At 62.1% G+C, this 24,817-nt stretch carries 24 protein-coding genes and 2 pseudogenes; 16 read left to right on the top strand and 10 right to left on the bottom strand.

Annotated elements, in window-relative coordinates:
- The first annotated feature begins 123 nt into the window (after positions 1-123).
- Complete coding sequence (gene dapC, locus LOY35_RS05840; protein WP_258631347.1) at positions 124-1,323, top strand: succinyldiaminopimelate transaminase; 1,200 nt, start codon at positions 124-126, stop codon at positions 1,321-1,323.
- 184 nt (positions 1,324-1,507) lie between these two features.
- On the opposite strand, the gene LOY35_RS05835 is transcribed toward dapC, so the two are convergent.
- Positions 1,508-1,867, bottom strand: coding sequence for a DUF6124 family protein (locus LOY35_RS05835; RefSeq protein WP_258631345.1), 360 nt, complete (start codon positions 1,865-1,867; stop codon positions 1,508-1,510).
- Positions 1,868-2,304: 437 nt separating this feature from the next.
- On the opposite strand from LOY35_RS05835, the gene LOY35_RS05830 reads away from it, so the two are divergent.
- From LOY35_RS05830 to LOY35_RS05805, 6 genes and pseudogenes are all read left to right on the top strand, one after another.
- On the top strand, positions 2,305-2,667 hold the full coding sequence (locus LOY35_RS05830) for an ArsC family reductase (RefSeq protein ID WP_258631343.1): 363 nt from the start codon (positions 2,305-2,307) through the stop codon (positions 2,665-2,667).
- Between the two features lie 33 nt (positions 2,668-2,700).
- Positions 2,701-3,735 carry a 2,3,4,5-tetrahydropyridine-2,6-dicarboxylate N-succinyltransferase gene (gene dapD / locus LOY35_RS05825; RefSeq protein WP_258631341.1) on the top strand — a complete coding sequence of 345 codons (1,035 nt, stop codon included), beginning with the start codon at positions 2,701-2,703 and terminating at the stop codon, positions 3,733-3,735.
- A gap of 171 nt (positions 3,736-3,906) precedes the next feature.
- Positions 3,907-5,112, top strand: coding sequence for an aminotransferase class V-fold PLP-dependent enzyme (locus LOY35_RS05820; RefSeq protein ID WP_258631340.1), 1,206 nt, complete (start codon positions 3,907-3,909; stop codon positions 5,110-5,112).
- Positions 5,109-5,513, top strand: coding sequence for a SufE family protein (locus LOY35_RS05815; protein WP_258631337.1), 405 nt, complete (start codon positions 5,109-5,111; stop codon positions 5,511-5,513). Before LOY35_RS05820 ends, LOY35_RS05815 begins: the two co-directional genes overlap by 4 nt.
- Before the next feature lie 150 nt (positions 5,514-5,663).
- Positions 5,664-5,828, top strand: a pseudogene (locus LOY35_RS05810) (SufE family protein); the annotation flags it as partial.
- A gap of 151 nt (positions 5,829-5,979) precedes the next feature.
- A pseudogene (locus LOY35_RS05805) lies at positions 5,980-6,144 on the top strand (SufE family protein); the annotation flags it as partial.
- Positions 6,145-6,286: 142 nt separating this feature from the next.
- Here LOY35_RS05805 and tcdA read toward each other — a convergent pair.
- Positions 6,287-7,099 (bottom strand): tRNA cyclic N6-threonylcarbamoyladenosine(37) synthase TcdA, encoded by an 813-nt coding sequence (gene tcdA, locus LOY35_RS05800; RefSeq protein WP_024779001.1) that lies wholly within the window; start codon positions 7,097-7,099, stop codon positions 6,287-6,289.
- 336 nt (positions 7,100-7,435) lie between these two features.
- Here tcdA and LOY35_RS05795 point away from each other — a divergent pair, with 336 nt between their 5' ends.
- The 4 genes from LOY35_RS05795 to LOY35_RS05780 all read left to right on the top strand — a co-directional run bounded on the left by LOY35_RS05795 (position 7,436) and on the right by LOY35_RS05780 (position 10,934).
- Positions 7,436-8,383 (top strand): IS110 family transposase, encoded by a 948-nt coding sequence (locus LOY35_RS05795; protein ID WP_258631335.1) that lies wholly within the window; start codon positions 7,436-7,438, stop codon positions 8,381-8,383.
- 164 nt (positions 8,384-8,547) lie between these two features.
- Complete coding sequence (gene dapE / locus LOY35_RS05790; RefSeq protein WP_258631334.1) at positions 8,548-9,699, top strand: succinyl-diaminopimelate desuccinylase; 1,152 nt, start codon at positions 8,548-8,550, stop codon at positions 9,697-9,699.
- Positions 9,699-10,508: a putative RNA methyltransferase gene (locus tag LOY35_RS05785; protein ID WP_258631333.1), complete on the top strand. Its 810-nt coding sequence runs from the start codon at positions 9,699-9,701 to the stop codon at positions 10,506-10,508. Before dapE ends, LOY35_RS05785 begins: the two co-directional genes overlap by 1 nt.
- 48 nt (positions 10,509-10,556) lie before the next feature.
- A complete protein-coding gene (locus tag LOY35_RS05780; RefSeq protein WP_258631331.1) occupies positions 10,557-10,934 on the top strand; it encodes a hypothetical protein in 378 nt (125 codons plus the stop codon).
- Between the two features lie 148 nt (positions 10,935-11,082).
- Here the strand turns inward: LOY35_RS05780 and LOY35_RS05775 are convergent, their stop codons facing one another.
- The gene (locus LOY35_RS05775) at positions 11,083-11,292 is read right to left on the bottom strand and encodes a cold-shock protein (RefSeq protein WP_003184959.1); all 210 of its coding nucleotides are present in this window, start codon (positions 11,290-11,292) and stop codon (positions 11,083-11,085) included.
- Between the two features lie 224 nt (positions 11,293-11,516).
- On the opposite strand from LOY35_RS05775, the gene plsB reads away from it, so the two are divergent.
- Genes plsB through LOY35_RS05760 form a run of 3 tightly spaced genes read left to right on the top strand, consistent with a single transcriptional unit; the run spans position 11,517 to position 15,177 of the window.
- On the top strand, positions 11,517-14,018 hold the full coding sequence (gene plsB, locus LOY35_RS05770) for a glycerol-3-phosphate 1-O-acyltransferase PlsB (RefSeq protein ID WP_258631330.1): 2,502 nt from the start codon (positions 11,517-11,519) through the stop codon (positions 14,016-14,018).
- 52 nt (positions 14,019-14,070) lie between these two features.
- A complete protein-coding gene (locus LOY35_RS05765; RefSeq protein ID WP_258631329.1) occupies positions 14,071-14,469 on the top strand; it encodes a YbaY family lipoprotein in 399 nt (132 codons plus the stop codon).
- Positions 14,470-14,499: 30 nt separating this feature from the next.
- Positions 14,500-15,177 carry a DUF4197 domain-containing protein gene (locus LOY35_RS05760; protein ID WP_258631328.1) on the top strand — a complete coding sequence of 226 codons (678 nt, stop codon included), beginning with the start codon at positions 14,500-14,502 and terminating at the stop codon, positions 15,175-15,177.
- 340 nt (positions 15,178-15,517) lie between these two features.
- Here LOY35_RS05760 and LOY35_RS05755 read toward each other — a convergent pair whose 3' ends face one another.
- The gene (locus tag LOY35_RS05755; protein WP_258631327.1) at positions 15,518-18,583 is read right to left on the bottom strand and encodes an efflux RND transporter permease subunit; all 3,066 of its coding nucleotides are present in this window, start codon (positions 18,581-18,583) and stop codon (positions 15,518-15,520) included.
- A 6-nt stretch (positions 18,584-18,589) separates the two neighbouring features.
- Positions 18,590-19,690: an efflux RND transporter periplasmic adaptor subunit gene (locus LOY35_RS05750; protein WP_258631325.1), complete on the bottom strand. Its 1,101-nt coding sequence runs from the start codon at positions 19,688-19,690 to the stop codon at positions 18,590-18,592.
- 93 nt (positions 19,691-19,783) lie between these two features.
- On the opposite strand from LOY35_RS05750, the gene LOY35_RS05745 reads away from it, so the two are divergent.
- Positions 19,784-20,419, top strand: coding sequence for a TetR/AcrR family transcriptional regulator (locus tag LOY35_RS05745; RefSeq protein ID WP_258631323.1), 636 nt, complete (start codon positions 19,784-19,786; stop codon positions 20,417-20,419).
- A gap of 161 nt (positions 20,420-20,580) precedes the next feature.
- Here LOY35_RS05745 and LOY35_RS05740 read toward each other — a convergent pair whose 3' ends face one another.
- A complete protein-coding gene (locus tag LOY35_RS05740; protein WP_258631321.1) occupies positions 20,581-21,363 on the bottom strand; it encodes a class I SAM-dependent methyltransferase in 783 nt (260 codons plus the stop codon).
- Positions 21,364-21,455: 92 nt separating this feature from the next.
- On the opposite strand from LOY35_RS05740, the gene LOY35_RS05735 reads away from it, so the two are divergent.
- Positions 21,456-22,076 (top strand): energy transducer TonB, encoded by a 621-nt coding sequence (locus tag LOY35_RS05735; RefSeq protein WP_258631320.1) that lies wholly within the window; start codon positions 21,456-21,458, stop codon positions 22,074-22,076.
- On the opposite strand, the gene LOY35_RS05730 is transcribed toward LOY35_RS05735, so the two are convergent.
- Genes LOY35_RS05730 through LOY35_RS05715 form a run of 4 tightly spaced genes read right to left on the bottom strand, consistent with a single transcriptional unit; the run spans position 22,077 to position 24,815 of the window.
- Entirely contained in the window at positions 22,077-22,775 is a 699-nt protein-coding gene (locus LOY35_RS05730; protein WP_258631319.1) for an extensin family protein, read from the bottom strand.
- A 16-nt stretch (positions 22,776-22,791) separates the two neighbouring features.
- Positions 22,792-23,613: an oxaloacetate decarboxylase gene (locus LOY35_RS05725; protein ID WP_258631317.1), complete on the bottom strand. Its 822-nt coding sequence runs from the start codon at positions 23,611-23,613 to the stop codon at positions 22,792-22,794.
- A 33-nt stretch (positions 23,614-23,646) separates the two neighbouring features.
- On the bottom strand, positions 23,647-24,507 hold the full coding sequence (locus LOY35_RS05720; protein ID WP_258631315.1) for a DUF72 domain-containing protein: 861 nt from the start codon (positions 24,505-24,507) through the stop codon (positions 23,647-23,649).
- Positions 24,507-24,815, bottom strand: a complete 309-nt coding sequence (locus LOY35_RS05715) for a hypothetical protein (RefSeq protein ID WP_024778986.1) — start codon at positions 24,813-24,815, stop codon at positions 24,507-24,509. The genes LOY35_RS05720 and LOY35_RS05715 overlap by 1 nt, the downstream gene beginning before the upstream one ends.
- Between the last annotated feature and the right edge of the window lie 2 nt (positions 24,816-24,817).

The following is a 24,817-nucleotide window of genomic DNA, read 5'->3' as shown; positions in this document are numbered from 1 at the left end:
CCTGTGGGAGCGGGCTTGCTCGCGAAAGCGGTGTGTCAGTCAACTGACCATCAACTGACACACCGCTTTCGCGAGCAAGCCCGCTCCCACAGGGACAGCGCCCCACCTTGAACGAGGCCCCCGATGAACAACGCCCTGAACCAGTTGCAGCCCTACCCGTTCGAAAAGCTTCGCGCCCTGCTGGGCAGCGTCACGCCCAACCCGGACAAGCGGCCGATCGCCCTGTCCATCGGTGAACCCAAGCACCGCTCACCCAGCTTCGTCGCCGAGGCCCTGGCCGCCAACCTGGATCAGATGGCCGTTTATCCAACCACCCTGGGCATTCCAGCCCTGCGCGAAGCCATCGCCGGCTGGTGCGAGCGACGCTTCAGCGTGCCGAACGGCTGGCTTGACCCGGCGCGTCATGTGCTGCCAGTCAATGGCACCCGGGAAGCGCTGTTCGCCTTTACCCAGACCGTGGTCAACCGTGGCGACGATGCGCTGGTGGTCAGCCCGAACCCCTTCTATCAGATCTATGAAGGCGCCGCGTTCCTGGCCGGGGCCAAGCCGCACTACCTGCCGTGCCTGGACGAGAACGGCTTCAACCCGGATTTCGACGCCGTCTCGCCGGACATCTGGAAACGCTGCCAGATCCTGTTCCTCTGCTCCCCTGGCAACCCGACCGGTGCCCTGATTCCGGTGGACGTGCTGAAGAAACTCATCGCCCTGGCCGACGAGCACGACTTCGTGATCGCCGCGGACGAGTGCTACAGCGAACTGTACTTCGACGAACAAACCCCGCCGCCAGGCCTGCTCAGCGCCTGCGTCGAACTCGGTCGCCAGGATTTCAAGCGCTGCGTGGTGTTCCACAGCCTGTCCAAGCGTTCCAACCTGCCCGGCCTTCGCTCCGGTTTCGTGGCCGGCGATGCGGACATCCTCAAGGGTTTCCTGCTGTATCGCACCTATCACGGCTGCGCGATGCCGGTGCAGACCCAACTGGCGAGCATCGCCGCGTGGAACGACGAAGAACACGTACGAGCCAACCGGACGCTGTACCGGGAGAAGTTCGACGCCGTACTGGAGATCCTCAGCCCGGTGCTGGACGTGCAACGCCCCGATGGCAGCTTCTACCTGTGGCCAAACGTGGCGGGCGACGACGCAGCCTTCTGCCGGGACCTGTTCGAACAGGAACATGTGACCGTGGTGCCGGGCTCCTACCTGTCCCGCGAAGTCGGTGGCGTCAACCCGGGCGCCGGCCGCGTGCGCATGGCCCTGGTTGCACCGCTGGCCGAGTGCGTGGAAGCGGCGGAACGGATCCGGGCGTTCATCCAGCGTCGGGGTTGATGGCTGTTGTGGGAGCGGGCTTGCTCGCGATGACGGCGGCACAGTCGACAACATCGCAAGCTGACCCACCGCTTTCGCGAGCAGGCTCGCTCCCACAGGGTCCAGTGTCGATCACACGTTTGTTGAAAGATATTAATCCACTGTGGGAGCGAGCCTGCTCGCGATGAGGCCGGCACCTATTGCATCAGACCCGAACCTCTACCCGGTCCAAAGCCTTGTCCGCCAGCAGTGCCCCCAACTCGATCATCTGCACCACCCCCAACGCCACATGCCGCCGCGAACCGGCCAGATCGAAAGCCAGATCACTCAGCATGGCATTGGCCGAGGCCAGGGTTTCGCTGAGGTTGGCTAGCAGAGTTTCGGTGTCGACACTGTCCGCCACAATGAACAACTGCGTCGAGGATTCAGGGGCTGACTCGCTGTCGTCAGGCTTGAGGTAATGATCCAGCGCACGATCAGCAGCTTCTTGCAGCTTTTCGGGGGCGTAGTCGCCGTAGGGGAAGGTGGAGGCTGGTTTTGGAGGATTCGGCGTTTCTTTGGTCATGTCATTGCTCCTAGGAAATATGGAGCCGCCACCAAGTCTTCTCACGGACCGGAGGGTGGCAGCCGTACGCGGGGTGAGAATCCGAGTCCTAGAAGCCCGGCCATGCCGAAGCATGCCCGCGCACAGCCGCCATAACATAATGCCCAGACGAAAAGCGCCTGCACTTTATATGGTCGGCGCCTGCACGCCTACTAGGGGAAATCGGATTCTCACGTCCGGTCGCTGAATTGGCAGCGACACCCAGAGGCTAGAGCCCTCGCTTCCGACGGACAACCTTAAAAACTTGTCGGAAACTTCGGTGCGTCTGTCAGACCGCACTTCCTGTGCAACACCTTCACCAAACCTTAAATGGCATTTGGAAGGCCGCAGCCGAAACCGTCCGGTCATGGCATAATCCTTCACCTTTTATTTCCGGCACCTGCAAAGGGGGCAGTTCCTTGACCGATTCAAGCAAAACGTTGCACCTTTTCGGCATCAAAGCCTGTGACACCATGAAAAAGGCGCGCACCTGGCTCGATGAGCATGCTGTGCGCTACGACTTTCACGACTACAAGACCGCCGGCATCGACCGTGAGCACCTGACCCAATGGTGCGACGAGCATGGCTGGCAAGTGGTGTTGAACCGTGCTGGTACGACCTTTCGCAAGCTCGACGACGAACGCAAAGCCGATCTCGACCAGTCGAAAGCCATCGAACTGATGCTTGCTCAACCCTCGATGATCAAGCGCCCGGTGCTCGATCTCGGTGACCGAACCCTGATTGGCTTCAAGCCAGATATCTATGCGGCAGAAATCAAGTAAGCCTGCCCAGTCCATTTTGTTGAGGTAATGTTCATGTCCACTACTCTGTTCAGCCTGGCCTTCGGCGTCGGCACCCAAAACCGTCAAGGCGCCTGGCTGGAAGTGTTCTACGCACAGCCACTGCTCAACCCGTCGGCCGACATCGTCAAGGCCATCGCGCCGATCCTGGGCTACAGCGAAGGCAACCAGGCCATCACCTTCACCACCGCCCAGGCCTCGCAACTGGCTGAGGCCCTCAAGGGTGTCGATGCCGCACAAGCCGCGTTGCTGACCCGCCTGGCCGAAAGCCACAAGCCGCTGGTCGCCACCCTGCTGGCTGAAGATGCGCAACTGAGCTCCACCCCCGAGGCCTACCTCAAGCTGCACCTGCTGTCCCATCGCCTGGCCAAGCCCCATGGCCTGAACCTGGCCGGCATTTTCCCGCTGCTGCCGAACGTGGCCTGGACCAGCCAGGGCGCGATCGACCTGGGCGAACTGGCCGAGCACCAGCTCGAAGCCCGTCTGCGCGGCGAGCTGCTGGAAGTGTTCTCGGTGGACAAGTTCCCGAAAATGACTGACTACGTGGTTCCGGCGGGCGTGCGTATCGCCGATGCCGCACGGATCCGCCTGGGCGCCTACGTGGGCGAAGGCACCACCGTGATGCACGAAGGTTTCGTCAACTTCAACGCCGGCACCGAAGGCCCGGGCATGATCGAAGGCCGTGTGTCGGCTGGCGTGTTCGTCGGCAAGGGCTCGGACCTGGGCGGCGGTTGCTCCACCATGGGCACCCTGTCGGGTGGCGGCAACATCGTGATCAAGGTCGGCGAAGGCTGCCTGATCGGCGCCAACGCCGGTATCGGTATTCCATTGGGCGACCGCAACACCGTGGAATCGGGCCTGTACGTGACCGCCGGTACCAAAGTGGCGTTGCTGGATGAAAACAACCAGTTGGTCAAGGTGGTCAAGGCTCGCGACCTGGCTGGCCAGCCCGACCTGCTGTTCCGCCGCAACTCCGAAACCGGCGCGGTGGAATGCAAGACCCACAAGTCGGCCATCGAGCTGAACGAAGCACTGCACGCGCATAACTAAGCCGCTTCACCGTCACCTGTGGGAGCCCGCTTTTATGGGAGCCGAGCTGGCTCGCGATGAACGATGACACGGTCTTGCAGTTAAACCGTGTTGCTGCCATCGCGAGCAAGCTCGGCTCCCACAGGGCCCGCTTCCACAGGGTCCAGCTTCACTCCAGCAGGGCCCGAAAGCATGTTGATTCCATCCCCCTGGCGTGCCGATTTCCCGGCCATCGCCGCCCTGCAACGGCAAGGCCAGACCTACCTGGACAACGCCGCCACCACGCAAAAACCCCAAGCCCTGCTGGACGCCCTGGCGCATTACTACGCCAACGGCGCGGCCAACGTGCACCGTGCGCAACACCTGCCCGGTGCCCATGCCACCCAGGCGTTCGAAAACAGTCGCCTCAAGGTGTCGCAATGGCTCAATGCGGGGGAATGCGGGCAGATCGTGTTTACCCACGGCGCCACGTCGGCACTGAATCTCCTGGCCTACGGGTTGGAACACCTGCTCAATCCAGGCGATGAAATCGTCATCAGCGCCCTGGAGCACCACGCCAACCTGCTGCCCTGGCAGCAACTGGCCGAGCGCCGCTCGTTGACGCTGGTGGTGTTGCCCCTCGACACCCACGGGGTGATCGACCTGGATGCCGCCACCAACCTGATTGGCCCGCGTACGCGCTTGCTGGCGGTGAGCCAACTGTCCAACGTTCTTGGCACCTGGCAACCCTTGCCGACGCTATTGGCACTGGCCAAGGCCCAGGGCGCCTTGACCGTCATCGACGGCGCCCAGGGTGTGGTCCACGGCCGCCATGACGTGCAGGCCCTGGGCTGCGATTTCTATGTATTTTCCAGCCACAAGCTCTACGGGCCCGAAGGGCTGGGCGTGCTGTTCGGCCGCAACGAAGCGCTCCACAACCTGCGTCATTGGCAGTTCGGCGGCGAAATGGTGCAGCAGGCTGACTACCACAGCGCCACGTTCCGCCCGGCGCCCCTGGGTTTCGAAGCAGGCACTCCGCCGATCGCCAGCGTGATCGGCCTGGGGGCGACCCTGGATTACTTGTCCGGCCTCGACGCACAAGCGCTGGCGGACCATGAAGCAGCCCTGCACGACTACCTGCTCCACGGCCTGCTGGCGCGCAACGGCGTACGCCTGGTGGGCAATCCACGGCTGGCGCTGGTCAGTTTCATGGTAGACGGCGTGCACAACGCCGACTTGGCCCATCTGCTGACCGAACAAGGCGTTGCCGTGCGCGCTGGACATCACTGCGCCATGCCGCTGTTCAAACATTTGCAGTTATCGGGCGCGATCCGGGTGTCGCTGGCGTTGTACAACGACTCCGCCGATATCGAGCGTTTCTTCGAAGCCCTCGACCAGGCCCTGGAGATGCTGCGATGAACCTGCCGGCCGATGCCGCCACGGCGCTGCACATTTTCCAAGACGCCTCAGGCTGGGAACAACGCGTCCGACTGCTGATGCAATGGGGCGAACGCCTGCCGCCCTTGAGCGAGGCAGACAAATGCGACGCCAACCTGGTGAATGGCTGTGAAAGCCAGGTATGGCTGGTGGGCCAATTGCAGGACGGACACTGGCAGTTTGCTGCCGGCAGCGATGCGCGATTGATTCGCGGGTTGGTGGCGCTGTTGCTGGCGCGGGTCAATGGATTGTCGGCCGAAGAGTTGCAGCAGGTGGATTTGCCGGAATGGTTCAATCAGTTGGGGTTGTCGCGACAGCTGTCGCCGTCGCGCAGCAATGGCTTGAATGCGGTGTTGCAGCGGATGCGCCAACTGGTGCAATGATTGTGGCGAGGGGATTTATCCCCGTTGGGCTGCGAAGCGGCCCCAAACCGGGCAACCCGGTATGCCAAGTGGATTGAGCTCACAGCTGTAAGGGGCCGCTTCGCAGCCCAGCGGGGATAAATCCCCTCGCCACAAAAGCTGTTACTGCCCATGGCGCTGTTGCTGGCGCGGGTCAATGGATTGTCGGCCGAAGAGTTGCAGCAGGTGGATTTGCCGGAATGGTTCAATCAGTTGGGGTTGTCGCGACAGCTGTCGCCATCGCGCAGCAATGGCTTGAATGCGGTGTTGCAGCGGATGCGCCAACTGGTGCAATGATTGTGGCGAGGGGATTTATCCCCGTTGGGCTGCGAAGCGGCCCCCAAACCGGGCAACCCGGTATGCCAAGAGGATTGAGCTCACAGCTGTAAGGGGCCGCTTCGCAGCCCAGCGGGGATAAATCCCCTCGCCACAAAAGCTGGTACTGCCCGTGGCGCTGTTGCTGGCGCGGGTCAATGGATTGTCGGCCGAAGAGTTGCAGCAGGTGGATTTGCCGGGGTGGTTCAATCAGTTGGGGTTGTCGCGACAGCTGTCGCCATCGCGCAGCAATGGCTTGAATGCGGTGTTACAGCGGATGCGCCAACTGGTGCAATGATTGTGGCGAGGGGATTTATCCCCGTTGGGCTGCGAAGCGGCCCCCAAACCGGGCAACCCGGTATGCCAAGAGGATCAAGCTCACAGCTGTAAGGGGCCGCTTCGCAGCCCAGCGGGGATAAATCCCCTCGCCACAAAAGCTGTTACTGCCCGCTCTTTAGCCTGTCCGCCGGTCGCCGCACACCCGCCACGATCTTATCCACAGCCTTGGTCGCTGCGACCATGCCGAACGTCGCCGTCACCATCATCACCGCGCCAAACCCGCCGGCGCAGTCGAGCTTCACGCCGTCGCCGACAAAGCTCTTCTGCAAGCAGATGCTGCCGTCGGGTTTCGGGTAGCGCAGTTGCTCGGTGGAAAATACGCAGGGCACGCTGTAGTGACGGGTCACGGTGCGGGAAAACCCATAGTCGCGGCGCAGGGTGGACCGTACTTTCGAAGCCAGCGGGTCATTGAAGGTACGGTTCAGGTCGCAGACCTGGATCAGCGTCGGGTCGATCTGCCCGCCCGCGCCGCCGGTGGTGATGATCTGGATCTTGCGGCGCTTGCACCAGGCGATCAGCGCCGCCTTGGCGTTGACGCTGTCGATGCAGTCGATCACGCAGTCGATGTTTGGCGTGATGTATTCGGCCATGGTGTCGCGGGTGACGAAATCCGCCACGGCGTGCACCGTGCAATCGGGATTGATCCCGCGCAGGCGCTCAGCCATCACCTCGACCTTGGGTTTGCCGACGGTACTGTCCAGGGCGTGCAATTGACGGTTGGCGTTGCTGACGCAGACGTCGTCCAGGTCGAACAGCGAAATCTCGCCCACGCCACACCGGGCAATGGCTTCCGCCGCCCAGGAACCGACCCCGCCCACCCCGACAATCGCCACATGGGCCGCCCGCAGGCGCTCCAGGCCTTCGAGGCCATACAAACGGGCGATGCCGGCAAACCGTGGATCTTCTGTACTCATGACCATTACCCCAAAAACCGGCGCGCATTATAGGGCACCGGAAAACCATTGTGGGAGCGAGCCTGCTCGCGATGGCGGTGCTTGAGTCAATATCACCGCCACTGATCCTCCGCCATCGCGAGCAGGCTCGCTTGTATGGTAGGACTTGAAGGGAGGAGGAGGGACAAGGCTCGATTCTGACTGTTAGCCGCAGTACAGACCGTGGGAGATTTCGCCCCTCCTCCTTTCACCCAAGCGCCGATAAAGAATGCATCTGGCCTAGACCGACGATAGGAACAAGCCTGCGCCTCTGGGTGAACCCTTCAAGTGTTCAAACCTTAGCCCGGAGGATTTTCAATGGCAATGCCCATCGCCATCACCCAGCCAATCGTAGGTGTCGATGTCGCCAAGGATGAGTTGGTGATTTATCACGCCGAATCTGACCGGCTCGAAACAATCCCCAACACCAAAGCTGCGATCAAGAAATGGCTCAAGGCATTGCCCGCACCGGTGGATGTTGCCATTGAAGCGACCAATACCTATCACCAGGAGTTCGCCGATCTGGCCTATGCGCAAGGTTGTGTGATCTACATAATCGACGGTTACGAGCTCAGTCATTACCGCAAGGGCGTGAAAGTTCGCGCGAAAACAGATGCGCTGGATGCTCGCTTGCTGGCCCGCTACTTAAACAACGAAGGCCACCTGTTGCACCCTTGGGTCCCGCCATCACCCCTTTATTGCCGACTTATAAGCCTTTTCCGGCGCCGCGCAGCTCTGGTTCAGGCGCGTGTCAGCCTCAAACAGAGCTGGGCGAACGAGCCATTGCTCGAAGCGGCTTTCAAAAGCCAGATAAACGCTATGCAAAGACTGGAAACCCTGCTCGAAAAAACCATTCAGACGCAGTTGGAACAAGCCGGTTTGGCTCATCAGCTCAAGCGTTGCATGAAAGTCGAAGGCATCGGCTTGTTGAGTGGTGCTCGTTTAATCGCGTCGTTTCAGCGTGGGGACTTCAGGAATGCCGATGCTTTCATCGCTTTTCTGGGCTTGGATTTGCGCATAGCGGACTCGGGGAAAAAGAAAGGGCGCCGTTGCTTGTCTAAACGAGGTGATCCAGAGGCGCGTCGCTTGATGCACAACGCCGCGATGTCGGCGAGCCGCACCGCGGCGTGGAGGGGATTTTATGAGGCCCTAAGGGCTCGAGGACTTAGCACAACCCAAGCACTGGTAGCACTGGCCCGCAAACTTGCGCGAGTGGTATTCGCTCTGTTGAAGAACCAGAGCGAATACCTACCAAAATGCATCTAGGGGGGCTAGCCCTGCACCATAGAATCTCCCACAAGGTTTTGTGCTCCAGCCGATAGACACTGGGGCCAACGATTGCCGTTTTGCTATAAGATAACCGCCATTTTGCGGGGAGCCTGCCCGCTTCAGCATTCGCCTTGCGCTCACACTATATTCCCGGAGTTTCCATGACGGCCCACGCCGACCTCTCGCCGACCCTGCAACTCGCCTGCGACCTGATCCGCCGTCCGTCCGTGACGCCAGTGGATGCCGATTGCCAGAAACTGATGATGCAGCGCCTGGGCGATGCGGGTTTCAAGCTCGAGCCGATGCGCATCGAGGATGTGGATAACTTCTGGGCCAGCCATGGCAAGCACGACGGTCCGGTGCTGTGCTTCGCCGGGCACACCGACGTGGTGCCGACCGGCCCGGTGCAGGCCTGGCAGCTCGATCCGTTCGACGCGGTCATCGACGACCAGGGCATGCTCTGTGGCCGTGGCGCGGCCGACATGAAGGGCAGCCTCGCGGCGATGGTGGTGGCGGCCGAGCGGTTCGTCGCCGACTACCCGGAGCATAAGGGTTCGATCACGTTCCTGATCACCAGTGATGAGGAAGGCCCGGCCCACCACGGCACCAAGGCCGTGGTCGAGCGCCTCAAGGCCCGTCAGGAGCGCCTGGACTGGTGCATCGTCGGCGAACCGTCGAGCACCACCCTGGTGGGCGACGTGGTCAAGAACGGCCGTCGCGGCTCCCTCGGTGCGAATCTGACCGTGCGCGGCAAGCAAGGTCACGTGGCCTATCCGCACCTGGCGAAGAACCCGATCCACCTGGCGGCTCCGGCACTGGCGGAACTGGCAGCCGAGCATTGGGACCATGGCAACGATTTCTTCCCGCCCACCAGTTTCCAGATCTCCAACCTCAACGCCGGCACCGGCGCGACCAACGTGATCCCCGGTGACCTGGTGGCGGTGTTCAACTTCCGCTTCTCCACCGAGTCCACCGTCGAAGGCCTGCAACAGCGTGTCGCCGACATTCTCGACAAGCATCAACTGGACTGGCACATCGACTGGGCCCTGTCCGGCCTGCCGTTCCTCACCGAACCGGGCGCGCTGCTGGACGCCGTGTCGTCGAGCATCAAGGACGTGACCGGTCGCGAAACCCAGGCCTCCACCAGCGGCGGCACATCCGACGGTCGTTTCATCGCCACCATGGGCACCCAAGTGGTAGAACTGGGGCCGGTCAACGCGACCATTCACCAGGTCAACGAACGCGTGCTGGCGGCCGATCTCGATGTACTCACCGAGATCTACTACAAGACGCTGATCAAGTTGCTCGCCTGATGCTCGCGTGTCCGATCTGCAGTGAACCGCTGAACGCGGTGGATAACGGCGTGGCCTGCCCGGCCGGGCATCGGTTCGACCGCGCCCGCCAGGGCTACCTGAACCTGTTGCCGGTGCAACACAAGAACAGCCGCGACCCCGGCGACAACCAGGCGATGGTCGAAGCCCGCCGCGACTTCCTCAACGCCGGACACTACGCCCCCGTCGCCCGCCGCCTGGCCGAACTGGCGGCTGAGCGTAACCCCGGCCGCTGGCTGGACATCGGCTGTGGCGAGGGCTATTACACCGCGCAGATCGCCGACGCGCTGCCCGATGCCGATGGTTATGCCCTGGATATTTCCCGCGAGGCGGTCAAGCGCGCCTGCAAACGCAATCCACAGCTGACCTGGTTGATCGCCAGTATGGCGCGGGTGCCGCTGGCGGACGGCTGCTGCCAGTTCCTGGCGAGCGTGTTCAGTCCACTGGACTGGCAAGAGGCCAAGCGTTTGCTCAGCCCCGGTGGTGGCCTGATGAAAGTTGGCCCCACCCGCGGCCACCTGATGGAGTTGCGCGAACGCCTGTACGACGAAGTGCGCGAGTACACCGATGACAAGCATCTAGCCCTGGTGCCTCCGGGCATGGCGCTGGAGCACAGCGAAACCCTGGAATTCAAGCTGGTCCTCGAACACGGCCAGGACCGCGCCAACCTGCTGGCGATGACGCCCCACGGCTGGCGCGCCAGTGCCGAGCGCCGCGCCAGCGTGATCGAGCAGGCTGAGCCGTTCGAAGTCACGGTGTCGATGCGCTACGATTATTTCGTTCTTCAATAACCGATCAAATCCGCGAATGGATTTTTCAAGACCGCAGTGAGGATATCCATGCGCCAACCCGATATCGAGATTTACCTCAAAGACGCCGACGTCGACCACAAGGCCGTCGCCGCCTGGCTGACCCAGGCGCTGGGCCCGTGCAGCGAATGGACCCAGAAAGGCCAGACCTACAAGTGCAAGGCCGGCGACATCCCGGTGACCTGGCTGCCCAAGGCCGTGGGGAAATGGAACAGCCTGTACCTGGAAAGCGATCGGACCCCATGGGATGACGACATCGCCTGCGCCCGCGCCGCGTTCGCCGCGTTGAATGTCGAAGTGCGCTGCGCGCCCGGCTCGTGGGTGGAAGAGGAAGGTGAGGAATCGGCCGACCGCTGGATTCGCATCAGTGCCGATGGGGAAGAAGAGATTACCTGGAGGACGGCCTGATTGGGGTTCAGGCCCTCAACAGATCCAAATGTGGGAGCGAGCCTGCTCGCGATAGCGGTATGTCAGTCGATTTGTATTGCCTGATATACCGCTATCGCGAGCAGGCTCGCTCCCACAAGGGGTTTGCAGTGGTTTTTGGAAGAGTGGGTTACAACCCCACCACATCCTCAGCCTGCAAGCCCTTCTGCCCTTCCACCACCGCGTATTCGACCTGTTGGCCTTCGGTCAACGAACGGTGGCCTTCGCCGCGGATCGCGCGGTAATGCACGAACACATCCGCCCCGCCTTCGCGCTGGATGAAGCCGTATCCCTTGGCGTCATTGAACCACTTCACATTGCCGGTCTCGCGTGCAGCCATGATGCTCACTCCCATTTCTTATTGTTAAGTCGGCTTCTGTTTGCCAAGCCGTACGAACCTTCGCCACCGTCTGGCCGTCCACGGGGAGGCCTGGGCAGTAACCCGCCGAGTATATGACACCGGGAAAAACTCTCAACTGACTTTACTTCGGTGCTTTTTTGCCGATTTTCGACGAATCCGGCACACTAGCGACCGTTTATCTTATCCACTCATGCAGAAGCCGTATGACCCGCTCCCCGTTCCGCCGTCTTGTGTTTGGCACCCTGCGCCGGCTGTTGTACCTCTGGGTTCGCTCAGAGACGATCAACCAGTCGTCCTTTACCCTCAACCTCGACCGCAGTCGTCCGGTGTTCTACGTCCTGCAAGATCCTTCGCTCACTGACCTGGCGGTACTCGACACCGAGTGCACCAAAGCCGGCCTGCCCCGCCCGGTATTGCCGGTGTCGGTGGGCAACCTGCTGGAACCGGCGGCGTTCTTCTACCTGACGCCGGCGCCGGATTGGCTCGGGCGCCAGGACAAGCGCGGCGCGCCACCGACCCTGACGCGACTGGTCAACGTATTGACCCACGACGCCGCCGAAGACGCGCAGATCATTCCGGTCAGTGTGTTCTGGGGCCAGTCGCCCGACAGCGAGTCCAGCCCGTGGAAACTGCTGTTCGCCGACAGCTGGGCCGTCACCGGACGCCTGCGTCGCCTGTTGAGCATCATGATCCTGGGACGCAAGACCCGCGTGCAGTTTTCCGCGCCTATCCACTTGCAGGAACTGATCGAGCACGACAAAGGCCACGAACGCACCGTGCGCATGGCTCAGCGGATCCTGCGGGTGCATTTCCGCAACCTGAAGGCGGCGGTCATCGGCCCCGACCTTTCTCATCGACGCAACCTGGTCAAGGGCCTGGTGAACCAGCCCTTGGTCAAGCAAGCGATTGCCGACGAGGCCGAGCGGGAAAAAATCTCGGCGGAAAAAGCCAAGGCCCTGGCCCTGCGCTACGGCAACGAAATCGCCTCGGATTACACCTACACCGCCATTCGCTTCCTGGAAGTGGTGCTGAGCTGGTTCTGGAACAAGATCTACGATGGCATCAAGGTCAACAATATCGAAGGCGTGCAGGACATCGCCCCGGGCCATGAAGTCATTTATGTGCCGTGCCACCGCAGCCACATCGACTACCTGCTGCTGTCGTACCTGCTGTTTCGCAATGGCCTGACCCCGCCGCATATCGCCGCCGGCATCAACCTCAACATGCCGGTGATCGGCAGCCTGCTGCGCCGTGGCGGGGCGTTCTTCATGCGCCGCACCTTCAAGGGCAACCCGCTCTACACCGCGGTGTTCAATGAGTACCTGCACACATTGTTCACCAAGGGCTTTCCGGTGGAGTACTTCGTCGAGGGCGGTCGTTCGCGCACCGGACGCATGCTGCAACCCAAGACCGGCATGCTCGCCATCACCCTGCGCAGCTTCCTGCGTTCATCGCGCACGCCCATCGTGTTCGTACCGGTGTACATCGGCTATGAGCGGGTGCTGGAAGGCCGTACCTACCTGGGTGAATTGCGCGGGGCCAGCAAGAAGAAGGAATCGATCTTCGACATCTTCAAGGTCATTGGTGCCCTCAAGCAACGCTTCGGCCAGGTGGCGGTGAACTTCGGCGAACCGATCAAACTGGCCGAGTTCCTTGATGGCGAACAGCCGGATTGGCGCCAGCAGGAGCTGGGGCCGCAGTTCAAGCCGGCCTGGCTCAACGCGACCACCCATCGCCTGGGTGAGCGCGTGGCCCGGAACCTGAACGAAGCCGCCGCCATCAACCCGGTCAATCTCGTGGCCCTGGCGCTGCTGTCCACCAGCCGCCTGGCACTCGACGATCAGGCCATGGCCCGGGTGCTGGACCTGTACCTGGCGTTGCTGCGCAAGGTACCGTATTCGCCCCACACCACATTGCCCGAGGGGGACGGCCGGGCGTTGATCGAACATGTGAAAGGCATGGACCTGCTGTCGGAACAGAACGATGCCCTGGGCAAGATCCTGTACCTGGATGAGCAGAATGCGGTGCTGATGACCTACTACCGCAACAACGTGCTGCACATCTTCGCCCTGCCGGCGTTGCTGGCGAGCTTCTTCCAGAGCGCTTCGCGCATGAGCCGCGAGCAGATCCTGCGCTACACCCACGCCTTGTACCCGTACCTGCAATCGGAGTTGTTCATTCGCTGGTCGCTGGAACAACTGGACGAGGTGATCGACCAGTGGCTCGAAGCATTCGTCGAACAGGGCCTGCTGCGTTTCGAAAATGACTTGTACCTGCGTCCGGCCCCGAGTTCGCGGCACTTCGTGCTGCTGACCCTGCTGTCCAAGAGCATCGCCCAGGCCCTGCAACGCTTTTACATGACTGTCTCGCTGCTGCTCAACAGTGGCCAGAACAGCATCAGCGCCGAAGAGCTGGAAGACCTCTGCACCGTCATGGCCCAGCGCCTGTCGATCCTGCATGGCCTGAACGCACCGGAATTCTTCGACAAGACCCTGTTCCGCCATTTCATCCAGACGATGCTGGACCTCGACGTTCTGCGCAGGGACGAAGCAGGCAAGCTAAGCTATCACGAGCTGCTGGGCGAACTGGCCGAAGGCGCCGCCAAACGGGTGCTGCCGGCGGAGATTCGTTTGTCGATCCGCCAGGTGGCGTTGCATCGCAGTGAAGATGCGGCGGATCAGGTTGCTCCGGTGACCCAGGACTGATTCCCACCGGCGCCAGGCTGTTTCCTGGCGCCTTTAGACAAGGAATTGCGCCATGAAAAAAATGATCCTGCTGGCCGTTGCCGCACTGCTCGGCGCCTGCTCCAGCGCGCCGCTGGCGAGCAAGCACCACCTCGACGGTGAAGTGTTCTATCTGCAACGCATCGCCCTGCCACCCACCGCGACCCTGAGCGTGAGCCTGCAAGACGTGTCCCTGGCCGATGCTCCGGCGGTGGTGCTCGATCAGCAGAGCGGTCCGGTCAAAGGACAGGTCCCGCTGCCATTCCAGCTCAGTTATGATCCGTCCCAGGTCAAACCCGGCCATCGTTATGCCGTGAGTGCCCGCATCGAAGCAGACGGCCAATTGATGTTCGTCAGCACCGAACAACACACCGTGCAACTCGATGGCAAAGATCCGCAGCCGTTGAAGATCCGCGTCAACCCTGCACGTTGATCCCTTTCAATTCATTTCAAGGACGCTGTCATGCTCCGCTCTACTCTACTGCTCGCCGGCCTGCTGGCCTGTGCCAATGCCATGGCCCTGTCCCTGGGTGATCTGTCGCAAAAAGATGCCACGGGTGGCCTCAAGGATGCCTTGACCCAGGGCGCCCAAGTGGCGGTCAAACAACTGGGCACGCCTGGAGGGTTCAGCAACAACCCCGAAGTGAAGATCGAACTGCCGGGCAAACTCGGCAAAGTCGCCAGCAAGATGAAAGCCTTCGGCATGGGTGATCAGGTCGATCAACTGGAAGCCAGCATGAACCAGGCAGCCGAGACTGCTGTGGTCCAGGCTCAGCCGATTCTGGTCAATGCCGTGAAAAATATGAGCGTGGACGACGCCAAGGGCATCTTGAGCGGTGGCAATGATTCGGCGACGCAGTACCTGAACAAGAGCAGCCGCGAGCAGATCCGCGCCAAGTTCCTGCCCATCGTCAAGCAAGCCACTGACAAGGTCGGCCTGGCCCAGAAATACAATACCTTTGCCGGCCAGGCCGCGACGTTCGGTGTATTGGATGCCAAAAGCGCCAACGTCGAAAACTACGTGACCGAGCAGGCACTGGACGGCTTGTTCGAAATGATCGGCAAGCAGGAAGCCGCGATTCGCCAGAACCCGGCGGCCGCGGCCACCAGCCTGGCGAAGAAGGTGTTTGGCAGCCTCTGAATGCGGTAAACAACTGTGGGGGCAGGGCTTGCCCTAATGCCAGTCAGTTAAGAGCGGCCAGCGCACAGCCCCTGTGGCGAGGGGATTTATCCCCGCTGGGCTGCGAAGCGGCCCTAAATCCTGATATCTCGGTGCATCAGGCAGATTGGGTTGACTGGTCTGGGGCTGCTGCGCAGCCCAGCGGGGATAAATCCCCTCGCCACAAGTGTTATGTACAGCTCTTATTTCCCTTAACTGACTGGCATTAGGGCTTGCCCGCGATGACGGTGGCACAGACAGCATCGATGCAAGCTGATCCACCGCTATCGCGAGCAAGCTCGCTCCCACATGTGCCTCTCAGTCAGGTTTTCTTGACCCTGAACCAAGCCGCATACAACGCCGGGAGGAAGAGCAGCGTCAACGCCGTCGCCACGATCAGCCCGCCCATGATCGCCACCGCCATCGGGCCGAAGAACAGGCTGCGCGACAGGGGAATCATTGCCAGCACTGCCGCCAGTGCGGTGAGCACGATCGGACGGAAGCGTCGCACCGTGGCTTCGATGATCGCCTGCCACGGTGTCAGCCCTGCCTCGATGTCCTGTTCGATCTGGTCCACCAGGATCACCGAGTTGCGCATGATCATCCCCGACAAGGCGATGGTGCCCAGCATGGCGACGAAACCGAACGGCTGGCGGAACACCAGCAGGAACAGCGTGACGCCAATCAGCCCCAGGGGCGCCGTCAGAAACACCATGGCCGTGCGTGAGAAACTGCGCAGTTGCAGCATCAGCAAGGTCAGCACCACCACGATGAACAACGGTACCCCGGCGTTCACCGACTTCTGCCCTCGGGTCGAATCCTCGACCGTGCCACCGACCTCCAACAGGTAACCGTCCGGCAACTCCGCACGAATCGGGCCCAGGGTCGGGAAGATCTGTTGCACCAGGGACGCCGGTTGTTCCTTACCATAAATATCAGCCCGCACCGTCACGCTGGGCAGGCGATTGCGATGCCAGATCACACCCTCTTCAAAGCCGTATTCCAGCGTCGCGATCTGTGACAGCGCGACACTCTGGCCATTCTCGGTAGGCACCGCCAGGCTCGGCAGCAGCGTCAGTTCGGTGCGCTCCTGCACCGTGCCACGCAACAGGATCTCGATCAGTTCGTTGTCCTCCCGGTACTGGCTCACGCTGGAGCCGATAAGGGAGCTTTGCAGGAACTTCGACAGGTCGGCGGTGCTCACGCCCAAGGCCCGGGCGCGCTCCTGGTCGACGTTCAGGTACACGACTTTGCTCGGTTCTTCCCAATCCAGGTGCACGTTCGTCACGTAGGGGTTTTCGCGAACCTTCGTCGCCACTTTCCGCGCCAGGGCACGGACTTCTTCAATGTGCTCGCCGGTCACCCGGAACTGCACCGGATAACCCACGGGCGGGCCATTTTCCAGACGCGTAACCCGGGAGCGCATGGTCGGGAACTGTTCGTTCAGGGTACTGATCAACCAGCTGCGCAGGGGCTCACGGTCTTCGATGGTCTTGGCCAGCACCACGAACTGGGCAAAGCTCGGTGCCGGCAGTTGTTGATCCAGCGGCAGGTAGAAACGCGGCGAACCGGTACCCACATAAGCCACGTAATTGTCGATGCCCGGGTGATCCTTGAGCAACGCCTCAAGACGCTTGACCTGTTCGGCGGTGTTACTCAGGGAGGCGCCTTCCTCCAGCTTCAGATCGACCATCAATTCCAGCCGCCCCGACGCCGGGAAGAACTGCTGCGGGACAAAACGGAACAGCATCACCGAGCCGATGAACAACAGCACGGTCAAGGCGATGACGGTTTTGCGCCGACGCACGCACCACTCCACCAACCGCCGGACCCGCTGGTAGAACGGGGTGCCGTAAGGGTCGTGCTGACCGTGATCGATGCCGTGCTTGGCCGCATGAATTTTCGCCAGGTCCGGCAGGAGCTTTTCCCCCAGGTAGGGCACGAACACCACCGCAGCCACCCAGGACGCCAGCAATGCGAGGGTCACCACCTGGAAAATCGAGCGGGTATATTCGCCGGTGCCCGATTGCGCCGTGGCGATCGGCAGGAAGCCCGCCGCCGTGATCAACGTACCGGTGAGCATCGGGAACGCCGTGCTCGTCCAGGCGTAGCTGGCTGCCTTGATCCGGTCGAAGCCCTGCTCCATCTTGATCGCCATCATCTCCACCGCAATGATCGCGTCGTCCACCAGCAACCCGAGCGCCAGCACCAGCGCGCCCAGGGAGATCTTGTGCAGGCCGATCCCCAGGTAATACATCGCCGCGAAGGTCATCGCCAGCACCAGCGGAATCGCCAGGGCGACCACCATCCCGGTGCGCAGCCCCAGGGAAAAGAAGCTCACCAGCAAGACGATCGTCAGGGCTTCCACCAGCACCTGGACGAACTCACCGACGCCGGTCTTCACCGCCGCCGGCTGGTCCGACACCTTGCGCAACTGCATGCCGGCCGGCAGGTTGTTCTGGATCCGGGCAAACTCGGTTTCCAGCGCCTTGCCCAGGATCAGGATGTCGCCCCCCTCCTTCATCGCCACGGCCAGGCCAATGGCATCTTCGCCCATGAAGCGCATGCGGGGCGCTGGCGGTTCGTTGAAGCCGCGACGCACGTCCGCCACATCGTCGATCCGGAATGTGCGGTCGGCGACCCGGATCGGGAAATTGCGGATCTCTTCTACCGTCTGGAAATTCCCCGACACCCGCAGCTGCAAACGCTCGCTGCCAGTTTCAAAAAAGCCAGCGGTAGAGACTGCGTTCTGCTTTTCCAGAGCCTGCTGGACCGCCGACAAAGGCAGGCCGAGGGTTGCCAGCTTGACGTTCGACAGCTCGATCCAGATTTTCTCGTCCTGCAGACCGAGCAACTCGACCTTGCCCACATCCTTGACCCGTTGCAGCTGGATCTGGACACGATCGGCATAGTCCTTGAGCACTCCGTAGTCGAAACCGTCGCCGGTCAGCGCGTAGATGTTGCCGAAGGTGGTGCCGAACTCATCGTTGAAGAACGGCCCCTGGACACCCTGGGGCAAGGTGTGGCGGATGTCGTTGATCTTCTTGCGGATCTGGTACCACAGCTCGGGGATCTGCGCCGAATGCATGGAGTCTCGGGCCGCGAAAGTCACCTGGGATTCGCCCGGACGGGAAAACGAGACGATTTTCTCGTAGTCGCCGGTCTCCATCAGCTTCTTTTCGATGCGCTCGGTGACCTGGCGCGACACTTCTTCGGCCGTGGCCCCCGGCCAATTAGTGCTGATGACCATGGCCTTGAAAGTGAACGGCGGGTCTTCGCTCTGACCCAGCTTGGTGTAGGAAAGCGCGCCGACTACGGCCAGCAACAGCATCAGGAACAGTACGATCTGGCGGTTACGCAACGCCCATTCGGAAAGATTGAAGCCCATCGGGGATTACTCCTTGGCCGCCAGGTTGACCACGCGGTTGGAGCGATCCACCGGCCGTACCTGCTGGCCGTCGAGGAGCACATGCACGCCGGCTGCCACCACCCAGTCATTGGCACTGAGGCCCTCAAGCACCGGCACAGACTTTTCACCGAAGGCGCCGACCCGTACCGGGACTTTCTTCAAGGTGTTGTTGGCGTTGACCACCCAGACATACGTCGCGCCGTTCTCAGCCGTCAGGGCTGACAGCGGCACCGACAACGGCACCTTGTCGACGGTCTGGATAAACACCCGTGCGCTCTGGCCCAACTCGGCCGGAACGCTGCCCCCGGTGAATGCGACACGGGCGGCGAAGGTACGGGACTTGGGGTCGGCGGCCGGCGAGAGTTCGCGAATATGCCCACTGAAACGCTGGCCCGGCTGGCTCCACAGTTCCACCGAAACCGGTTGGCCGATCTTGAACCGACCAAAACTCTGTTCCGGCAGGCTGATCAGCACTTCACGCTCGCCGTCGGTGGCGAGGGTAAAGACGGTTTGCCCGGCCTGCACCACCTGGCCGACTTCCACCGAGCGCCGGGCGACCACGCCATCCTGGGGCGCCCGCAGTACCGAATAGCTGGCCTGATTACTGGCGACGTCGAACTCCGCCTGGATCTGTTTCAGACGCGCGGCGCCGGAGCGGTAGAGGTTCTCGGCATTGTCGTACTGGGAACGGCTGACCATCTGCCGGTCCAGCAAGGTCTTGTAGCGATCACGCTCGGCACGCACCAGGTTCAGGTTGGCCTCGGCGGCGGCCACCTGGGCCCGGGTCGCTTCCAGTTGCAGGCGCACGTCCTGGGGATCGAGTTCGGCCAGCGGTTGGTTGGCCTTGACCCGCTGCCCCTCTTCGACCAGTCGTCGGCTCACTTTACCGCCAATGCGAAACGCCAGGTCCGGCTCGAAACGGGCTCGCACTTCTCCGGGGTAGCTGTCGGTCGCCTGAGCCGAAGGCTCTGGCTTCACGACCATGGCGGGGCGCACAGCGACCGGCACCGGTTCGTCATGACCACACGCAGACAATAAAAAAGCCAGGCTGACTGGCAGGGCGAGGGGCAAGGCATAGCGGAACATGGCGGCAGACCTTTCGCTAATGGTGCTTGGAATAATTATACTGACGGGTATGGTATTAATAGCAAACTCACCAGTCCAGTATTAAAGCGAAGAATGTCGAACAATCTTTCACCTCCCAACGGCCCTGGCCGTCCGAAAGACCTGGCCAAGCGCCAGGCCATTCTCGACGCCGCCAAACGGCTGTTCATCGAATTGGGTTATGCCAATACCAGCATGGACACCGTCGCCACCGAGGCAGGCGTATCGAAGCTGACCGTCTACAGCCACTTCAACGACAAGGAAACGCTGTTTTCCTCGGCGGTGATTGCCAAGTGCGAAGAGCAGGTGCCGCCCTTGTTCTTCGAGTGGCCGGACGGCGTGCCCATTGAGCATGTGCTGTTGAACATCGCCCGTGGCTTTCACCAGTTGGTCAGCAGCGAAGAATCGGTGAACCTGCATCGGCTGATCATGGCCCTGGGCAGCCAGGACCCCAAGCTTTCGGCGATCTTCTACCAGGCCGGCCCCGAGCGGATGCTCTCGGGCATGGAGCGCTTGCTGGCCAAGGTCAACCAGAGCGGCGCCCTGTGCATCGAAAAACCCCGCCATGCGGCGGAGCACTTCTTCTGCCTGATCAAGGGCGCGGCGAATTTTCGCTTGCTGTATGGCTGCTGCGCGCCGTTGCAGGCGGAAGCGGCCGAGGAGCATGTTCAGGAGGTGGTGGGGTTGTTCATGCGGGCTTATCGGCCTTAGATTTTCGGTGCCCGGGCCGGCCCCATCGCGAGCAGGCTCGCTCCCACAGTGGATTGGCATTGCTCAAAACCCGTGGGAGCAAGGCTTGCCCGCGATGAAGTTCATGCGTTTTGGACTGAAACCGAGGCGCCTTCATCGCGAGCAAGCTTTGCTCCCACAGCTCAGGCCTTGAGCGCTTTCTTCGGGTAAATGTCGTAACGACTGGATTTGCCATCGAGCCCATGGCTCGGCTTCGGCCCTTCGATGCACGGCGCCTTGCGCGGGCGCTTGACCACCACCCGGTGCGTCGCCAGGGCCAGAGCCGCGGCCAGCAGCGCCGGGGCGTCGGGGTCGTCGCCGACCAAGGGCCGGAACAGGCGCATTTCCTTCTTCACCAGGGCGGTTTTCTCACGGTGTGGAAACATCGGGTCCAGGTAGATCACCTGGGGCGGCTCGCCTTCCCAGTTTTGCATCACCTCGATGGAATTGCCCTTGAGCAAGCGCATGCGGGCCACAATGGGCGCCACGTCGAAGTCCTCTGCGCCACGGGCCAGGCCATCCTCCAGTAAGGCACCGATCAGCGGCTGGCGCTCGATCAGGCTCATTTCACAGCCCAGGCTGGCGAGGACGAAGGCATCCTTGCCCAAGCCGGCCGTGGCATCCAGCACACGGGGACGCACGCCCTGGGCGATACCGACGGCCTTGGCGATCATCTGACCGCTACCGCCACCGTATAGCCGGCGATGGGCCGCGCCGCCCTCGACAAAATCCACCCGCACCGGCCCCGGTGCGTCCGGCCCCAGCTGTTGCAGCTGCAGCCCGTGTTCGCCGACCTGCAAGACAAACTCGCCAGCGTCCACCTGCAAGGGCAGGCCAAGGCGCTGGGCCCAGTCCTCGGCCTGAGGCTGGAAGGCCGGGGCCAGGGCCTCGACGTGGATGCGGCAGGCCGCGGGTTGCTCACTCATGGAAAACACGCTCAAAAAATTAAGGATCGGCAAAAACGGCCGATAACAACGGTGAACGGCATTTTGCCAGAGCTGAGCGTCGACCGAGAAAAATGTCAGACATTCATTCCACATCGATAGGCTTTATCTCCCGTCACGGTGATTACAGCCTGCGCAACACCCAGGCCCTGAGCGGCGTCAGTCACCTGTGGCAAGATTTTTTTGCCCGGGCCCTGGCCGATCAGCTAGGTGAAAACGCACCCGCGCCTGGCAGCTACCAGCCCGTCGCCCTCGATGAAGCCGTTGAACCAACCCTCGGCGCCGAACTGTTGGACCACATCGTCAGCCAGCGCACTTGCGACGTGACAGAAACCCAGGTCAAACCGCCTGAGCCGCTGTTCCTGCCTATCGCCGAATTCGAACTGGACCTGCTGGACAAGCCGTTTCCACCCTTCCCGCCAGAAGAAATCAGCGCCCAGCAAAAACAGCAGAACTTCGAGAGCAACTGGGTTCGCCCGATCGTCCTCGCTGCCGGCCAACCATTGCCGGAACCCGGCCCGGCGCCGCAGCCACGCCCATTGCACCTGCCGATTGCCGAGCTCGAACTCGACCTGCTGGACAAGCCCTTCCCGCCGTTCCCGGAAGAAGAACTCGTCGCCCAGCAGAAAGCCCTGGATTTCGACACCCGCTGGGCACGCCCGATCGTATTGCAGAACCTGCGCATCGCCGCCTGATCACCTACAGATCCACCAAGGCCCCACATCCAGGTGGAAATGGTTTCGGTGGGCTGCGTTGTAGTCCGGGCTCAAGACCACACTGAACATGTCACAGGCACCGTCGCGCACCTGATGCAGGAAACGCGCGTCGGCGCTGTCCTTCGGCCAGTCCCGGAGGACGCTGACCGTGCGGCCATCGGCCAGGCGAAACCCGGCGATGTCCAGCGCACTGGCCGTCGCATGCTGGCTACGCGCCCCGTTATCACGGCCGTACATGTTGCGACAGGCGAAGCTGCCGAGGTGATCGACTCGCGTCACTTTCTGCCCATAGGCGGCCTGTGCAGCCGGTTGCAGCGCATGACGCTCGAACAGGGCGAATGCCACCGCCAGGGAGCAACTGGCGAGGAAACTGCTGCTCAACGCCACCTCGCCGCCCTGCACCCGCAGCACATTGGTCAACGGGCAACTGGCGGCGGGATTGCTGTCGGCCTGGTGGGCGACCCGCAGCCCCAAGGTAGCCAGGGCCTGCTCACACAGTTGCGGGTCATTGCGCAGGGCCATGAGTTTATAGCGGGTCAGCAGGTTCGGTGGCGCACGGACGTCCAGGGGCGTCCAGGGATTCCATTCCGGCGGCACCGGCAACCAGCCCCGCCACACCCCCAGCCCCGCGACGCCAACGAGCACTACTAACAACGCCAGGCCTTTGGCAATCCTCACGGCAACGCCTCGGGCATCAACCCTTGAACAGCTGGTTGGCCTGCTTGAACGGCATCGAGCGACGGGTAAAGGTGAACGTGCCCTGCTCGCGGATTTCCCCAGCGGCGCGCATGAACTCGCCGTATGCCGCCAGGGCCAGGGCCGAGCCGACGCTGATGCGCTTGGCACCCAGCTCGCTCAACTGCGCAAGTGTCAGGTCCAGCGCCCCGGACATCAGCACGTTCACCGGTTTTGGCGCCACGGCTTGTACCACCGCGAGCACTTGTTCGGCGGTACTCAACCCAGGGGCATAGAGCACGTCTGCACCGGCGTCGGCGAACGCTTTCAGGCGACGGATCGTGTCATCCAGGTCGGGATTGCCGTGCAGGAAGTTCTCCGCCCGGGCGGTCAGCAGGAACGGGTAAGGCAGGCTGCGTACCGCTTCGGCCGCGGCCTTGACCCGTGCCACGGCATGTTCGAAGCAATAGATCGGGCTGTCTTCACGTCCCGTGGCATCTTCGATGGACCCGCCGACCGCACCGGCTTCTGCCGCGCGCAGCAAGTTGCGGGCGCAATCTTCGGGCGCGTCGGCGAAACCGTTCTCGAAATCGACTGCCACCGGCAGGTCAGTGGCGGCCACGATCGCCCGGACATTAGCCAGGGTGTCTTCCAGCCCCAGTGCGCCATCCGGGCGCCCCAGGGAAAAAGCGTGGCCGGCGCTGGTGGTGGCCAAGGCCTCGAACCCCAGGCTGGCCAGCATCTTCGCGGAACCGGCGTCCCACGGGTTGGGAATGACAAAAGCCCCTCCGCGTTCGTGCAAGGCTTTGAACGCCTGGGCCCGACGGGTTTGCGCATCCATGTAGGTCACTCCTGAGCAGAGAAGGATTCAGCCTCAGAGCAAACCCAGTTGCTCGGCGGCGGGTTCTCTATATAACTCAGGCAGGGCCGGCAAGCCAGGCAATCGCTGCATCAACCGGTGATGAAAACGCAGCGCCAGCTTCGCCGCCAGCAGGTTGTCGGCAGTGTGCAGGAAGATGTAGGGCGTGCGCCCTTCTTCGATCCAACCGGCGATTTTTTCCACCCAGGGCGTCAGGAATGGCTCGTTGGCTTCCAGCACCGGATGACCGATGAAGCGCACCTGCGGATATTGGGTGAAGGCCGCCGGCCGGGGTGGTACCCGCGGCTTCTTCGATTGTGCATGGAGCACGGCAGGATCGCCGGAGGTGCAACTGAACAGGGCCCGGGGATCGAGGCAGATACGCTCGACGCCACGATCGAGCAGCAGGCGATTGAGCCGCCGTTCGGCATCGCCTTTGGCAAAGAACTCATCGTGACGAACCTCCACCGCCAGCGGGCGCTGCAAGGCGTCGATGAACCCCGCCAGTTCCGCCAATCGATTCGGCGTAAACGCCTTGGACAGCTGCAACCAGAGCGGCGAAACCCGTTCGCCCAAAGGGCTGAGCAGCTGCAGGAAGGTGTCGACGGCCGTCTGGTGCTCGCGCAGATCGCCGTTGTGGCTGATCTCGCCGGGAAACTTGGCGGTGAAGCGAAAGTGCTCGGGCATGGTCTCGGCCCAACGCTGCACGATGGCCGCGGACGGGCTCGCGTAGAAGGTCGTGTTGCCTTCCACGGCGTTGAACACTTGGGAGTACAAATTCAGGAAATCGGAGCTTCTGGCGTCCTGGGGATAGAGATAATCGCGCCAGGCGTTTTCGCTCCAGGAGGGGCAGCCGAGGTAATAAGGCAACGCCATCAGATGTAGAGGTCGAGCCCCAGCACTTCCATATCCCAATCGACGAAGCCGGCGGTGCTCAGGTAACTGGCCAGGGCCGTGGCGACACTGCGGCTCATGGAGCGATGGTAGAGCATGTCTTGCTGGCGGGCGGGGAGATTGCTCAAGCGCTGTGCGGACGCTTTGGCGGCGCGGGCGGCCAATTGCTCTTCAGACGGAAACTCCAATTCGCCATCGACGTCATCGAAGGATTCCTGATCAGCGACCTTGCCCGTCCTGGGCCGGCGCTTGATGGGGTAAGACTGCGGTGAATATCCGTCTATACGCATAA

The organism is Pseudomonas sp. B21-028, from assembly GCF_024749045.1.
Taxonomy (GTDB): Bacteria; Pseudomonadota; Gammaproteobacteria; order Pseudomonadales; family Pseudomonadaceae; genus Aquipseudomonas.
The sequence above is the reverse complement of the archived record's forward strand: the minus strand, read 5'-3'. Positions and strand labels throughout refer to the sequence as shown.